Origin of the sequence: Kineococcus vitellinus (assembly GCF_009906315.1) — a bacterium.
Lineage (GTDB): Bacteria > Actinomycetota > Actinomycetes > Actinomycetales > Kineococcaceae > Kineococcus > Kineococcus vitellinus.
This window is the reverse complement of sequence record NZ_JAAALL010000091.1, coordinates 1-14,679: the sequence shown is the minus strand read 5'-3', so window position 1 is coordinate 14,679 and position 14,679 is coordinate 1. Positions and strand designations below refer to the sequence as shown.

The following is a 14,679-nucleotide window of genomic DNA, read 5'->3' as shown; positions in this document are numbered from 1 at the left end:
CCGCCTGCACCCCGGCCGCGCCCGGCGAGGCGGACGTCGCACTGGTGCTCGACCTCGTGGCGGCCGGGGTGCAGGCGGGGCTGCCGCCCGCCCGCGCCCTCGAGGCGGCCCTGGACGTGCTGGGGGACGCGCTGGGGGACGCCGGTGGGGGTGCGGCTGCCGCCGTCCCGGCCGCGCTGCGCCGGGTGGCGGTGCAGCTGACCTGGGGCGGGGACGCCGAGGCCGCCTGGAGCGCGCTGGAGGACGAGTGCGGCGACCGCTGGCGGCCGCTGGCCGACGCGCTGCTGCTGTCCGCGCGCACCGGTGCACCCGCGGCCTCGCTGCTGGTCTCCGCGGCGGCCTCGGCCCGCGCGGAGCGGCGGTGGGCGGCGGAGGCGGCGGCCGCGCGGCTGTCCGCGCTCCTGGTGCTGCCGCTGGGGCTGTGCACGCTGCCCGCGTTCCTGCTGCTGGGCGTCGTGCCGGTCGTGCTGACGCTGGCGGGCGAGCTGCTGGGCGGCTGAGCGGCCCGGTGGGGCGCCGCCGTCGTCCCCACAGCCCGCGCGCGGGCGGGCCGCGTCCACAGCACCGGCGGGCGTGCCGCGGGCGCCCCGGTGGCCGCGGACAGTGGCGGCGGGCCGGGAGCACCGGCCCGCGGACCGGCCGCTGCGCCGGGTGGAGGAGGGCACGTGGACGAGCAGGTCGGCACGAGCGCACGGGGAAGCGCACGAGGAGCCGGGCGGGTGCGGGAGGGGGACCCGCTGCCGCCGGACGCGGGGATGGCGACGGCCGAGTACGCGATGGCGACGCTGGCCGCCTGCGGGTTCGCCGGGCTGCTCATCGCGGTGCTCAGCAGCGACGAGGTCCGCGGGATGCTCGTGCGGATCGTGCAGCAGGCGCTGTCGCTGGCATGAGGACGCCGACGTGAGGCGCACCGGTGCGAGGTGCACCGGCAGCGGGCGCGCCGGGCGCAGCGGGCGCGCCCGGCGCCGGGGCGAGGCGGGGTCGGTGACCGCGGAGTTCGCCCTGGCGCTGCCCGCGCTCGTGGTACTGCTGGCCGTGGTGCTCGCGGCGGGCCGGGTGGTCCTGGCCCAGGTCGGCTGCGTCGACGCCGCCCGGGTGGCGGCGCGGGTCGCCGCCCGGGGCGAGGACCCGGCCGTGGTGCGGGCCACCGCGACCGCGCTCGCTCCGCGCGGTGCAGCGGTCGTGGTCCGCGCCGGCGCGGGCGCGGTCGTCGTCGAGGTCACCTCGCGGCAGTCGCTGGCCGGGCCGTGGGGCGGGGACGTCCTGGCGCGCGGGACGGCGACGGCGGCGGTGGAGGGCGCGGTGGAGGGCGCGGTGGAGGGCGCGGTGGAGGCCGCGGTGCACGGCACGGCGCCGGCCGGCGCGCGCGGCGGGCAGCCGTGAGGGGCGGACCGCGCGACCGCGGCTCCGGCAGCGTCCTCGTGCTCGCGGCCTGCGCCGCGCTGCTGAGCGTCGGCCTCGGCGTGCTGGGGCTGTCCTCGGCCGTGCTGGCCCGGCACCGGGCCGAGTCCGCGGCCGACCTCGCCGCGCTCGCCGGCGCCGACGTGCTCGCCGGCCGGGCGAGCGGTGCGCCGTGCGAGCGCGCGGCCGCCGTGCTGCGCGCCCACGGCGCCCGGCTGGTGGGCTGCGCGGTGCGCGGCGACGGGTCGGTCGCGGTGAGCGCCGCGGTGCTGCCGGCCGGTCCGCCGGCCGCGCTCGGCGAGGCGGTGGCGCGCGCCCGGGCCGGTCAGGCGACGGAGGCGGCCGCGGTGGAGGGGTCCCGGTGAGCGCCCAGGGCGCCGACCAGCAGCTCCAGCACGGCGAGCGCGCCGGCCTTGTCGAGGGGCTCGTTGCCGTTGCCGCACTTGGGGGACTGCACGCAGGCGGGGCAGCCGTCGCTGCAGCGGCAGGCGCGCACGGCGTCGCGGGTGGCGCCCAGCCAGTCCGCGACGCGCTCGTGGCCGCGGTCGGCGAACCCCGCGCCGCCGGGGACGGCGTCGTGGACGAAGACCGTGGGCAGGCCGGTGTCGGGGTGCAGCGGCGTCGACAGCCCGCCCAGGTCCCAGCGGTCGCAGGTGGCCAGCAGCGGCAGCAGCCCGATCGAGGCGTGCTCGGCGGCGTGCAGCGCACCCGGCAGCCGGGTCGCGTCGCCGAGCACCGCCTCGGCGGCGTCGGCGTCGAGGGTCCACCACACCGCGCGGGTGCGCAGCGTGCGCAGCGGCAGGTCCAGGCCCTCCTCGCCGAGGACCTGCCCCGTGCCCGTCCGCCGTCGCAGGAACCCCGTCACCCGGCTGCCGACCTCGACGACCCCCGAGCAGACCGTCAGCGGGCCGTACCGCCGCTGCGCGCCGACCCGCAGGACCCGCACGTCCGACGTCGAGCGGGCGTGGGTGGTGAACCCCGGGTCCGGCTCGGGGTGCACGACGGCGACGGACTCCTCCAGGTCCAGCTCGTCGACGAGGTAGGTGCGGCCCTGGTGCAGGTGCACCGCGCCCCGGTGCACCTGCGCGTCGGCCGACGTGCGCTCGACGGTGCCCAGCACCCGGCCGGTGCCGGCCTCGACGATGCGCACGCTGCCGCCGGCCCCGCGCAGGTCGGTGAGGTCGCAGGCGCGCTCGCGGCGCGTCCAGTACCAGCCGGTCGCCCTGCGCCGCAGCAGGCCGCGCGCCACGAGCAGGTCGACGACCTCGCGCGCCGCGGGGGAGAAGGCGTCCAGGTCCGCCTCGGTGAGCGGCAGCTCCTGGGCGGCGGCGGCCAGGTGGGGGGCCAGGACGTAGGCGTTGTCCGGGTCCAGGACGCTGGCCTCCACCCCGGCGCCGAACAGCGCCTCCGGGTGGTGCACGAGGAAGGTGTCCAGCGGGTCGTCGCGGGCGACGAAGACGCCCAGCGCCGGCTCCCCGCGGCGGCCGGCGCGCCCGACCTGCTGCCAGAAGGAGGCGCGGGTGCCGGGCCAGCCGGCCACCAGGACGGCGTCGAGCCCGGCGACGTCGACGCCGAGCTCGAGGGCGTTCGTGGTCGCCATGCCCAGCACCCGCCCCGAGCGCAGCGCCTCCTCCAGCGCGCGGCGGTCCTCGGGCAGGTAGCCGCCGCGGTAGGCGCGCACCCGCGACGGCAGGTCCTCGTCGACCTCGGCCAGCCGCCGCCGGGCGCCGGCCGCCACGGACTCCGCACCCGCGCGGCTGCGCACGAAGGCCAGCGTGCGGACCCCGTCGAGGACGAGGTCGGCGAGCAGGTCGGCGCTCTCGGCGGTCGCGGTGCGGCGCTCGGGCACCTTCCCGGCCGGTTCGCCGGGGGCGGGGGGCCGCTGCGGCGGTTCCCACAGGGCCACGGAGACGGCGGGGCGCTGGGAGGTGTCGGCGGTGACGGCGTGCACCGGGACGCCGGTGAGCCGCCGGGCGGTCGTCGCCGGCTCGGAGACCGTCGCGGAGGCGAGCACGAAGACGGGGTCGGCGCCGTAGCGGGCCGCCACGCGCCGCAGCCGGCGCAGGACGGCGGAGGCGTGGCAGCCGAAGACGCCGCGGTAGGTGTGCAGCTCGTCGACGACCACGTAGCGCAGCCGGCGCAGGAAGCTCGCCCAGTGCTCGTGGCCGGGCAGCACCGAGCGGTGCAGCATGTCCACGTTGGTGAGCACGAGCGCGGCGTGCTGGCGGACCCAGCGGCGCACCTCCGGCGGGGTGTCGCCGTCGTAGGTGCTGCTCACCGGCCCGGGCGCGTCCCCGAGGCCGAGCCCGCGCAGCCGCTGCTCCTGGTCGGCCGCGAGCGCCTTGGTCGGCGAGAGGTACAGCGCGGTGGCGCCCCGGCCGCCGGGCGCCTGCTGCGCGGTGCGGCGCAGCGTGGTCAGCACCGGCAGCTGGAAGGCCAGCGACTTGCCGGAGGCGGTGCCGGCGGCGAGCACGGTGGAGCGCCCGGCCCACACGCTCTCGGCGGTCTCGACCTGGTGGCGCCAGGGCAGGCCGCCGGTGCTGCGGGCGAGCGCGGCGACGACGTCCGGGTCGGCCCAGGCCGGCCAGGGCACCCGCTCCCCGGCGCGCGCGGGCAGCGCCTCGACGTGGCGCAGCCGGTCGCTGCGCGCACCCGCGTCGAGCAGGTGCTGCCAGCGCGCTTCCACCCGGCCAGTGTCCTCCAGGCGGCCCGCGGCCCCCGGACGCGCCTTCGCTGGACAGGCCGCTCACGCACCGCGATGGTTGAATGCCAGGGAGGTCGCCCCCAGCGGCCCCGCACGAACACCGCAAGAGCACCGCACGAAAGCCTGCACGCGACCAGCGGGCAGCAGACCAGCAGCGAGGAGGGGTCCTGTGGACCTGTCGGTGACCAGCCGTGAGGAGAGCGGCCGGACCGTCGTCGAGGTGTCCGGCGAGATCGACGTGTACACCGCACCGACCCTGCGCGAGCGCCTCAACGAACTCGTGGGTGCCGGCCACCACCACCTGGTGGTGGACATGGAGGGTGTCGAGTTCCTCGACTCCACCGGGCTCGGCGTCCTCGTCGGGGGCCTGAAGCGCGTGCGCTCGCACGACGGGTCCCTGCACCTCGTGTGCCAGCGCGAGAAGATCCTGAAGGTGTTCCGCATCACCGGGCTGACCAAGGTCTTCCCGATCCACGACACCGTCGCCGACGCGATCGCCGCGTCGACCGCGGCCGACGAGGCCAACGCGACCTCCTGAGGTCGCCCGCGCTCCGGAGCCCAGACCGTGCCCACCGTCGCCCTGCGGTTCTCGCCGCTCGCCGAGCACGTCCGCACCGCCCGGCTCGTGGCGGTCTCCGTGGCCCGGCGCGCCGGGTTCTGCGAGGACCAGCTCGACGAGATCCGGATCGCGATCGGTGAGGCCTGCGCCCGCGCCGTCGCCCCCGCTCCCACCGCGAGCGGGGGCCTCGGCCTGTCGCCGGCCCCCGCGGAGGTCGGGCTGGTCGACATGCGCCTGTGCGACGACGACGACCGCCTGGACGTGACGGTCGTGCAGTGCGACGAGCACGGCGACCCGCTGGAGGGGCCTGCGGGCTCCCTGGCCGCCACCGACCCGCTGTCGATGGCGCTGATGGCGGGCACGGCCGACTCCAGCACCCAGACCGCCGCCGCGGGCGGCATGGTCCTCAGCTGGTCGCGGCAGGCCGACGGCGCCTGACCCCGCGGGCGGCTCCCCTGCGCTCACAGCCCCCCCGGTCCCCGGGCGGGGCTCGCGGGCGTTCGCGCGAGGCTCGCCCGGTGCGCGCGGCGTCGGCCCCGGTCCGCCCCGGGCCTGCCGGTGCGCGGCGCGGCGGGCGTAGCCGTCCCCGGATCACTGCCCTACCCTCGGTCGCAAGGTCGTCACTCGTCGAGGAGGACGGATGTCCCCGACCGCGTCGGAGAACCTTTCCAGCTCAGCGCAGGGCATCGTCCTCGCCGTAGCCGTCGTCGCCGTGCTGGCCCTCTTCGCGGCCTGGGTCTTCCGACGGCAGGTCCTCGTCGCCGACGAGGGCACCGAGCGGATGCAGGAGATCGCCGGGGCCGTGCAGAGCGGCGCCGCCGCCTACCTGCGCCGGCAGTTCCGCACCCTCGCCTGGTTCGCCGTCGCGGTCCTGCTGCTGCTGCTGGCGCTGCCCGCCGACGGCTGGGACCTGCGGGCGGCGCGCAGCGGCGCGTTCGTCCTGGGCGCGGGCTTCTCCGCGGCCATCGGCTACCTGGGCATGTCGCTGGCGGTGCGGGCCAACGTGCGGGTCGCGGCGGCCGCGCGCACCGGTGCCGGCGGGCGCGAGCGCGGCATGCGGCTGGCCTTCCGCACCGGCGGCGTCGTCGGCATGACCACCGTGGGCCTGGGCCTGCTCGGCACCTCGGTGGCGGTGCTGGCCTTCGGCCCCGACGCGCCCACCGTGCTGGAGGGGTTCGGCTTCGGCGCCGCGCTGCTGGCCATGTTCATGCGCGTCGGCGGCGGCATCTTCACCAAGGCCGCCGACGTGGGCGCCGACCTCGTCGGCAAGATCGAGCAGGGCATCCCCGAGGACGACCCGCGCAACCCGGCCACCATCGCCGACAACGTCGGCGACAACGTCGGCGACTGCGCCGGGATGGCCGCCGACCTCTTCGAGTCCTACGCGGTGACGATCGTGGCGGCCGTCATCCTCGGCAGCACCGCCATCGGCGAGGACGGCCTCGTCCTGCCGCTGCTCGTGCCGGCCATCGGCGCCGTCACGGCCGCCCTCGGCGTGGTGCTGGTGCGCGCCCGGCCGGGCGTCAGCGGGCTGACCTCCATCCAGAACGCCTTCTACGCCTCCGCCGCGATCGCCCTGGCCGGCACGGCGGCCGCCTGCTTCGCCTTCCTGCCCGGCTCGTTCGCCGAGCTCAGCGGGGCCGACGAGAGCGTCGCCGGGCTGGCGGGCGACCCGCGCGCGGTCGCGTTGGGCGCGGTGTTCCTCGGCATCCTGCTGGCCGTCCTCATCCTGTGGATCACCGGCCGCTTCACCGGCACCGACGGGCGGCCCACCAACGACGTCGCCGACGCCTCGACCACCGGTGCGGCCACCGTCGTCCTGGCCGGTGTCGGGCTGGGCCTGGAGTCGGCCGTCTACACGACCCTCGTCATCGCCGGCGCGGTCTTCCTGGCCTTCCTGCTCGCCGGCGGCGTGCTCGCGCTGGCGATGTTCCTCGTCGCGCTGGCCGGCTGCGGGCTGCTGACCACGGTCGGCGTCATCGTCGCGATGGACACCTTCGGGCCCGTCAGCGACAACGCCCAGGGCATCGCCGAGATGAGCGGCGACGTCGACGAGGAGGGCGCCGCGATCCTCACCGAGCTGGACGCGGTGGGCAACACCACCAAGGCCGTCACCAAGGGCATCGCGATCGCCACGGCCGTGCTGGCGGCGACCGCGCTCTTCGGCTCCTACCAGGACGCCGTCGTGAACCGCATCAACGAGGCCGTCGTCGGCATCGACGCGCCCTCGCAGTACCTGCAGCGCACCATCGGCGACTTCTCCGTCTCCACCCCGACCACGCTGGTGGGGATGCTGCTGGGGGCGGCCGTGGTGTTCCTCTTCTCCGGGCTGGCCGTCAACGCGGTGGGCCGCTCCGCGGGGGCCGTCGTGCTGGAGGTGCGCCGCCAGTTCGCCGAGCACCCCGGGATCATGGAGGGCACCGAGCAGCCCGACCACGGGCGCGTGGTGGACCTGTGCACCCGCGACGCGCTGCGCGAGCTGGCCACCCCGGGCCTGCTCGCCGCGTTCGCGCCCATCGCGGTGGGCTTCGGCCTCGGCGTCGCACCGCTGGCGGGCTTCCTCGGCGGGGCGATCGCCGCGGGGGTGCTCATGGCGGTCTTCCTGTCCAACGCCGGCGGCGCCTGGGACAACGCGAAGAAGATCGTCGAGGACGGCCGGCACGGCGGCAAGGGCTCGGAGGCCCACGCGGCGACCGTCATCGGCGACACCGTCGGCGACCCGTTCAAGGACACCGCCGGACCCGCGGTCAACCCGCTCATCAAGGTGATGAACCTCGTGGCGCTGCTGGTGGCGCCCGCCGTGGTGACGCTGTCCATCGGCGTCGACGCCAACGCGTGGGCGCGCTACGGCATCGCCGCCGTCGCGACGCTGATCATCGTCGTCGCCGTCGTCACCAGCCGGAACCGCCGCGTCGACATGGCCGCCCCCACGGGCGGCCCGGTCGGCGGCGCGGTCGAGGGTGCCGCGGGCGGCGCGCTCGCCGGTGGCGCGGCGGGTGGCACCACCGGCGCGGCCGGCGGGGTGGACGTGCGCGGTGCGGCGGAGGACGTCCACCCCAACGGCTGAGCGGGCCGGCGACCGCCGGTGCGCCCCGTCGGGCAGACTCCTGCGGCGTGAGCCCCGGTCCCGACCCCCGTGCCCTCCTCGCCGGCCTGCGCGAGGACCTGCGCGCCGCGAACTACACCGTCGACGGCGTCGGCGAGCTCGTCGGCGACGTCGCCTCGGCGGCGCTGGAGCGCGAGCAGCCGCTGCCGGCGCTGCGCGCCACCGAGGGCTCGCGCGAGCCGGCCGCGGTGCTGCTGCGCTGCGCGACGCTGGGCCGGGCGGTGCGGCGCGCGGAGCTGGACGCGGCGCTGCCGCGCACCGGCACCGCGGGCGCGCAGGCCCTCGGCCTGGTCACCGCCGCCGGGCAGGGGCCCGACGACGAGGTGCGCCCGCTGGTGGACCTGCGCCCGTACACCGTCGACGACGCGGCCGGTGCGGCCGAGTGGTGGCTGGTCAGCGACCTCGGCGAGCTGGCCACGGGCCAGGCGCTGGCCGCCGACCACGTCCTCGGCGTCGGCGGTGCCTCGCTGACGCTGGCCTCGGCGACGGTGCGCACGCCCGTGGAGCGGGTGCTGGACATCGGCACCGGCTGCGGGATCCAGGCCCTGCACGCCAGCCGGCACGCGCGCCGGGTCACCGCGACCGACACCTCCGAACGCGCGCTGGACCTCGCGGCCGTCAACGCCGCGCTCAACGAGGTGGCCCTGGACCTGCGGCAGGGCTCGCTGCTGGAGCCCGTGGAGGAGGGCGAGCGCTTCGGGCTGGTGGTCTCCAACCCGCCGTTCGTCATCACCCCCCGCACCGGCGCGGTGCCGACCTACGAGTACCGCGACGGCGGGATGCCCGGCGACTCCCTGGTGGCCCGCCTGGTCGGCGGGGTCGGCGACGTGCTGGCCCCCGGCGGCGTCGCGCAGCTGCTGGGCAACTGGGAGCTGCACGAGGGCGAGAGCTGGTCGCAGCGCCTGGAGCACTGGCTGGAGGGCACCGGCCTGGACGCCTGGGTCGTGCAGCGCGAGGTGGCCGACCCGGCCCTGTACGCGGAGACGTGGATCCGCGACGGCGGCCAGAAGGCCGGCCCGCGCTTCGACGAGCTGTACGCGGCGTGGCTGGACGACTTCGCCGCCCGCGGCGTCACGGGCGTCGGCTTCGGCGTCGTGACGCTGCGCCGCCCGGAGCGGGCGGGGGCGCCGCTGCGCCGCTTCGAGGAGAACCTCGCGGCGCTCGGCGACCCGCTGGGGGAGGTCTTCGCCGCCGGCCTGGCCGCGCACGACCGGCTGGCCGTCCTCGACGACGACGCGCTGGGCGAGCTGGCCCCGCGGGTGGCGCCCGACGTCACCGACGAGCGCTACCACACCCCCGGCGACCCGGATCCGCGCATCGTGCTGCTGCGCCAGGGCGGCGGCCTGCGCCGCGTCGCGCAGGTGGACGGGGACCTCGCGGGGCTGGTCGGCGCGTGCGACGGGGAGCTGACGCTGGCGCAGGTCAGCGCGGGTCTGGCGGTGCTCGGCGAGGAGGAGGTCGGCGCGGTGCGCGCCCGCCTCTTCCCCCGGGTGCGCGACCTCCTCGCCGACGGCCTGCTCCTGCTGCCCTGAGCCTGTGGACGACTCGTGATCTTCCACGGTGCACCGTGGAAGATCACGAGTCGAGGTGTGCTGCCCGGAGGCGGCGGGTTGCACGGGGAGGTCGGGGCCGTGCGACATTGAAGGCGCACGACGCGGCTCCGCGGCGTGCGAGAGTGCACCAGCAGGGCGTGACGGCGCAGGGCCGGACGAGTCCCGGCGGTGGCAGCGATCGAAGGCGAGAGGCAGGACCAGTGGCGGGCAAGTCCCAGGCATCCCCGACGTCCGGTGACGGACTGCGCCGGCTGGTGATCGTCGAGTCGCCCAGCAAGATCGACAAGATCTCCACCTACCTCGGCCCGGGCTACCAGGTCGAGGCCAGCTACGGCCACATCCGCGACCTGCCGCAGCCCTCGCAGCTGCCCGACGACGTCAAGAAGGGCCCGTACGGCAAGTTCGCCGTCGACGTCGAGCACGGCTTCGAGCCCTACTACGTCGTCGACGACGACAAGAAGAAGAAGGTCAACGACCTCAAGCGGGCGCTGCGCGAGGCGGACGAGCTCATCCTCGCCACCGACCGCGACCGCGAGGGCGAGGCCATCGCCTGGCACCTGGTGCAGGCGCTGGAGCCGCGCGTGCCCTACCGCCGCATGGTCTTCGGCGAGATCACCCGCGAGGCCATCCAGCAGGCCGCGCGCGAGCTGCGCGACATCGACGACCGCCTCGTCGACGCGCAGGAGACCCGCCGCATCCTGGACCGCCTCTACGGCTACGAGCTGTCGCCGGTGCTGTGGCGCAAGGTGCGCGCCGGGCTGTCCGCGGGACGCGTGCAGTCGGTGGCGACCCGGCTGTGCGTCGAGCGCGAGCGCGAGCGGATGGCCTTCCGCGCCGCCGGCTACGCCGACGTCACCGCCACCTTCGCCCCGGAGGGGGACTCCGCCTTCGGCGCCCGCCTCACCAGCGTCGACGGCCGTCGCGTGGCCACCGGCCGCGACTTCGACGACACCGGGCGGCTGAAGGGCCGCGACGTGGCCCACCTGGACGTGGCCGCCGCGCAGGCGATCGTCGAGGGCCTGGCCGACGCCTCCTTCGCGGTGCGCGCGGTGGAGGAGAAGCCGTACACCCGCCGCCCCGCCGCGCCCTTCATCACCTCCACGCTGCAGCAGGAGGCCTCCCGCAAGCTGCGGCTGAACGCCCGCCAGGCGATGCGCACCGCGCAGAGCCTGTACGAGCGCGGCTACATCACCTACATGCGCACCGACTCCATCCAGCTGTCCTCGCAGGCGCTGTCGGCGGCGCGGGCGCAGGCCCGCGAGCTGTACGGGCCGGAGTACGTGCCGGACTCCCCGCGCGTGTACGCCTCGAAGTCGAAGAACGCCCAGGAGGGCCACGAGGCCATCCGCCCCGCGGGGGAGACCTTCCGCACCCCCGCCCAGGTCTCCGGCGAGCTGCGCGGCGACGACTTCCGCCTCTACGACCTCATCTGGAAGCGCACGGTCGCCTCGCAGATGCAGGACGCCCGCGGCACGACCGCGACGGTCCGCGTCGGCGCGAGGACGGCCGACGGGCGCGACACCGAGTTCTCCGCCTCCGGCACGATCATCACCTTCCGCGGCTTCCTCGCCGCCTACGAGGAGGGCCGCGACGCGACCCGCGACGAGCAGGACGCCGGTGACGACACCGACCGCCGGCTGCCGCAGGTCGTCGCGGGTGACGCGCTCACCGCCCGGGACCTGGCCACCGACGCCCACGAGACCACCCCGCCGGCCCGCTACACCGAGGCGAGCCTGGTGAAGACGCTGGAGGAGAAGGGGATCGGGCGGCCGTCCACGTTCGCCTCGATCATCTCCACGATCGTCGACCGCGGCTACGTGCGCTACAAGGGCTCCGCCCTGGTGCCCACGTGGCTGGCGTTCGCGGTGACCCGGCTGCTGGAGGAGCACTTCCCCAAGCTCGTCGACTACGACTTCACCGCCGGGATGGAGAACGACCTCGACGCGATCTCGCGCGGCGAGGCCGAGCGCGTCGACTGGCTGACGAGGTTCTACTTCGGCGCCGACGGCCCCGCGGGCACGTCGGGCGGCCCCGGCGGCCCGGACGGCTCGGGCGCTCCGGACGGCTCGGGCGGCCCTGACGGCGCCGGCGGCGCGCCGGCGAGCATGGAGGGCATCAAGGGCCTGGCCGACGACCTCGGCTCCATCGACGCCCGCGAGATCTCCACCGTGCCGATCGGCGAGGGCATCGTCCTGCGCGTCGGCCGCTACGGCCCCTACCTGGAGGGCCCGGACGCCGAGACCGGCGAGCTGCTCAAGGCCTCCGTCCCCGACGACGTCGCGCCCGACGAGATGACCGTGGAGAAGGCGCGCGAGCTGCTGACCTCCCAGTCCGACGGCGACAACGTCCTCGGCACCGACCCAGCGACGGGCCGCACGATCGTGGCGCGCGTGGGCCGCTACGGGCCCTACGTCACCGAGCTGGTCGAGGACGACGCCCCCGCCACGGCCGTGGCCGAGCGCGCCGCGCAGGCGGAGGGGGCGCCCAAGAAGCGCACCGCGAAGAAGGCCGCCAAGGCCAAGCCGCGCACGGGCTCGCTCTTCAAGGACATGTCCGTGGACACGGTGACGCTGGAGCAGGCGCTGCAGCTGCTGTCGCTGCCGCGCGTGGTCGGCGCCGACCCCGAGACCGGTGACGAGATCACCGCGCAGAACGGCCGCTACGGCCCGTACCTGAAGAAGGGCACGGACTCGCGCTCGCTGGCGGAGGAGGACCAGATCTTCTCCATCACGCTGCCGGAGGCGCTCGCGATCTACGCGCAGCCGAAGACGCGCCGCGGGCAGGTGGCCAAGCCGCCGCTGAAGGAGCTCGGCCCCGACCCCGAGTCCGGTCAGCCGATGGTCGTCAAGGACGGCCGCTTCGGCCCGTACGTCACCGACGGGACGACCAACGCGACCCTGCGCAAGGACGACGACCCGGAGACCATCACCGCCGAGCGCGGCGCCGAGCTGCTGGCGGAGAAGCGCGCCAAGGGGCCGGTGAAGAAGACGGCCAAGAAGGCCGCCGCCAAGAGGACGACGGCCAAGAAGACGGCCGCACCGGCGAAGAAGACGGCCGCGAAGAAGACGGCCGCGAAGAGCGCCGCGGCTGCCGAGTCCTGACCCCCGGTGCCGGCGACGCGCCCGGGGTGCCCGCACCCGCGTCGCCGGCACCGGAGCTGTCCGGGCAGGCATCTACCCTGACGGCGTGAGACCTGCCGCAGCTCCCGACCACGACGTCCGGGCGCTGCTGGCCGGCAACCGCGACTTCCGCCGGATGTGGCTGTCGCTGATGCTCTCCAGCTTCGGCGACTGGCTGGGCATGCTCGCCAAGCTGGGGACGGCCGCCGGGCTGACCCAGCTGGCCGGCGGCAGCGCCACCCAGACCAGCGTCGCCGTCTCGACGGTCTTCGTGCTGCAGCTGGCCCCGGCGGCCCTGCTCGGCCCGCTGGCCGGTGCGCTGGCCGACCGCCTGGACCGCCGGGCCACGATGGTCGTCGGCGACCTGCTGCGCTTCGGGCTGTTCCTGTCCATCCCGATCGCCGGCAGCCTGACCTGGCTGTACGTCGCCACGCTGCTCATCGAGCTGGTGACGCTCTTCTGGGGTCCGGCCAAGGACGCGACGGTGCCCAACCTCGTGCCCGCCCGCCAGCTGGAGGTGGCCAACCAGGTCAGCCTGGTGGCCACCTACGGCTCCGCGCCCGTCGCGGGCCTGGCGTTCATCGCGCTGACCCTGCTCACCGGCGTCCTGGACAACGTGCTGCCCTTCCTGGCCGGCAGCCAGTCCGACCTGGCGATGTACGTCAACGCCGTCACCTTCCTCGTCGCGGCCGCCGTCATCTGGCGCCTGGACATCCCCCCGCGCACCCCGCGGGCGCGCACCGGCGGCCTGGCGCCCACGCTCGGGCGCGACATCGTCGAGGGCTGGCGGTTCGTGGGCGCCTCCCCGCTGCTGCGCGGGCTGGTCCTCGGGATGCTCGTCGCCTTCGCCGCCGGCGGGGTCGTGCTGGGCCTGGGCCGCGCCTTCGTCACCGGCCTGGGCGCCGGCGACCCCGGCTACGGCGTCGTCGTCATGGCCGTCTTCGCCGGTGTCGCGCTGGGGGTGTGGCAGGGCCCGCGCTGGCTGGCCGGGCTCAGCCGGCGGCGCGTCTTCGGCCTGGCGCTGACCGCGGCCGGCGCGGCGCTCGTGCTCGTCGCGCTCGTGGCGAACATCGTCGTCGCCGCGCTGTTCGTCGTGGCCCTGGGGCTGTTCACCGGCCTGGCCTACGTGTCGGCCTACACGCTGCTCGGCCTGGAGGTCGACGACGACGTGCGCGGGCGCACGTTCTCCTTCGTCGGCTCCAGCACCCGCGTCGTCGTCATCGCCGTCGTGCTCGCGGCGCCGTGGGTGGCGCAGCTGCTCGGCGAGCGCACGCTGGCGCCCACCCCGCACTGGTCGGTCACCTACTCCGGCGCCGCGCTGGCGATGGCGCTGGCCGGGGTGCTCACCGCGCTCGCCGGCGTCCTCGCCTACCGGCACATGGACGACCGGCGCGGCACCAGCCTGCGCGCCGACCTCCTGCAGGCCCTGCGCGGCGGGACCGACGGCGACGGCGACGGGCCGGCGCGGCCGGCCACCGGGTCCGCGCCGCGCCCCGCCCGCGAGGCGGGCGGGTTCTTCCTCGCCCTCGAGGGCGGCGACGGCTCGGGCAAGACCACCCAGGCCCGGCTGCTCACCGACTGGCTGGCCGGCCTCGGCCACGAGGTCGTCGTCACCCGCGAACCGGGCGGCACGGCCACCGGCCGCGCCCTGCGCGAGGTGCTGCTGGCCGGTGCGGACGCCGCCGCGCAGCGCCCGCCGCTGGACGCGCGCGCCGAGGCGCTGCTCTTCGCCGCCGACCGCGCCCAGCACGTCGCCGAGGTCGTGCGGCCCGGTCTGCGCCGCGGCGCGGTCGTGCTCACCGACCGCTACGTGGACTCCTCGCTGGCCTACCAGGGCGCCGGGCGGGCGCTGCCGGCCGCCGAGGTCGAGCAGCTGTCCACCTGGGCCACGCAGGGGCTGCTGCCCGACCTGACCGTCGTGCTCGACGTCGACCCCGCCACCGCCGCGCAGCGCCGCGGCCGGGACGCCTCCCGGGCGGGGGAGGACCGCCTGGAGGCGGAGTCGCAGGCCTTCCACGCCCGCGTGCGCGAGCAGTTCCTGCTGCTGGCCCGCCGCGAGCCCGCCCGCTACCTCGTCCTCGACGCCACCGGCGGCGCGGAGTCGGTGCAGCGCCGCCTGCGCGAGCACCTCGCCCCGCTGCTGCCGGCCCCCGCGGGCGCGCACAGCACCCACACCGTCTGCGGCGGCGGCTCCTCGACGGTCTTGAGCAGCACGTTGCCCGAGGTGGGGTTCAGCC

The 14,679-nt window shown here is 76.6% G+C and carries 11 protein-coding genes; 10 read left to right on the top strand and 1 reads right to left on the bottom strand.

Annotated elements, in window-relative coordinates; all coding sequences use genetic code 11:
- From GTQ99_RS10265 to GTQ99_RS10250, 4 genes are all read left to right on the top strand, one after another.
- Positions 1–500, top strand: a 500-nt coding sequence (locus tag GTQ99_RS10265) for a type II secretion system F family protein (protein WP_166615636.1), incomplete at its 5' end; no start/stop codon positions are given.
- A 165-nt stretch (positions 501–665) separates the two neighbouring features.
- The gene (locus GTQ99_RS25020; protein WP_205707180.1) at positions 666–890 is read left to right on the top strand and encodes a DUF4244 domain-containing protein; all 225 of its coding nucleotides are present in this window, start codon (positions 666–668) and stop codon (positions 888–890) included.
- A gap of 10 nt (positions 891–900) precedes the next feature.
- Entirely contained in the window at positions 901–1,383 is a 483-nt protein-coding gene (locus GTQ99_RS24365) for a TadE family type IV pilus minor pilin (protein WP_205707179.1), read from the top strand.
- A complete protein-coding gene (locus tag GTQ99_RS10250) occupies positions 1,380–1,766 on the top strand; it encodes an Rv3654c family TadE-like protein (protein WP_166615635.1) in 387 nt (128 codons plus the stop codon). Before GTQ99_RS24365 ends, GTQ99_RS10250 begins: the two co-directional genes overlap by 4 nt.
- Here GTQ99_RS10250 and GTQ99_RS10245 read toward each other — a convergent pair.
- The gene (locus GTQ99_RS10245) at positions 1,727–4,087 is read right to left on the bottom strand and encodes a DEAD/DEAH box helicase (protein ID WP_166615634.1); all 2,361 of its coding nucleotides are present in this window, start codon (positions 4,085–4,087) and stop codon (positions 1,727–1,729) included. The genes GTQ99_RS10250 and GTQ99_RS10245 overlap by 40 nt on opposite strands.
- 187 nt (positions 4,088–4,274) lie before the next feature.
- Here GTQ99_RS10245 and GTQ99_RS10240 point away from each other — a divergent pair, with 187 nt between their 5' ends.
- The 6 genes from GTQ99_RS10240 to tmk all read left to right on the top strand — a co-directional run.
- The gene (locus tag GTQ99_RS10240; protein WP_166615633.1) at positions 4,275–4,643 is read left to right on the top strand and encodes an anti-sigma factor antagonist; all 369 of its coding nucleotides are present in this window, start codon (positions 4,275–4,277) and stop codon (positions 4,641–4,643) included.
- A 27-nt stretch (positions 4,644–4,670) separates the two neighbouring features.
- A complete protein-coding gene (locus GTQ99_RS10235; protein WP_166615632.1) occupies positions 4,671–5,102 on the top strand; it encodes an ATP-binding protein in 432 nt (143 codons plus the stop codon).
- Positions 5,103–5,304: 202 nt separating this feature from the next.
- Positions 5,305–7,731 (top strand): sodium-translocating pyrophosphatase, encoded by a 2,427-nt coding sequence (locus GTQ99_RS10230; protein WP_166615631.1) that lies wholly within the window; start codon positions 5,305–5,307, stop codon positions 7,729–7,731.
- 47 nt (positions 7,732–7,778) lie between these two features.
- Positions 7,779–9,302, top strand: coding sequence for a DUF7059 domain-containing protein (locus tag GTQ99_RS10225; protein ID WP_166615630.1), 1,524 nt, complete (start codon positions 7,779–7,781; stop codon positions 9,300–9,302).
- Positions 9,303–9,523: 221 nt separating this feature from the next.
- Positions 9,524–12,424, top strand: coding sequence for a type I DNA topoisomerase (gene topA / locus GTQ99_RS10220; RefSeq protein WP_166615629.1), 2,901 nt, complete (start codon positions 9,524–9,526; stop codon positions 12,422–12,424).
- A gap of 85 nt (positions 12,425–12,509) precedes the next feature.
- Positions 12,510–14,679: dTMP kinase (gene tmk, locus GTQ99_RS10215; protein ID WP_338074891.1), on the top strand; the 2,170-nt coding region annotated here is incomplete at its 3' end.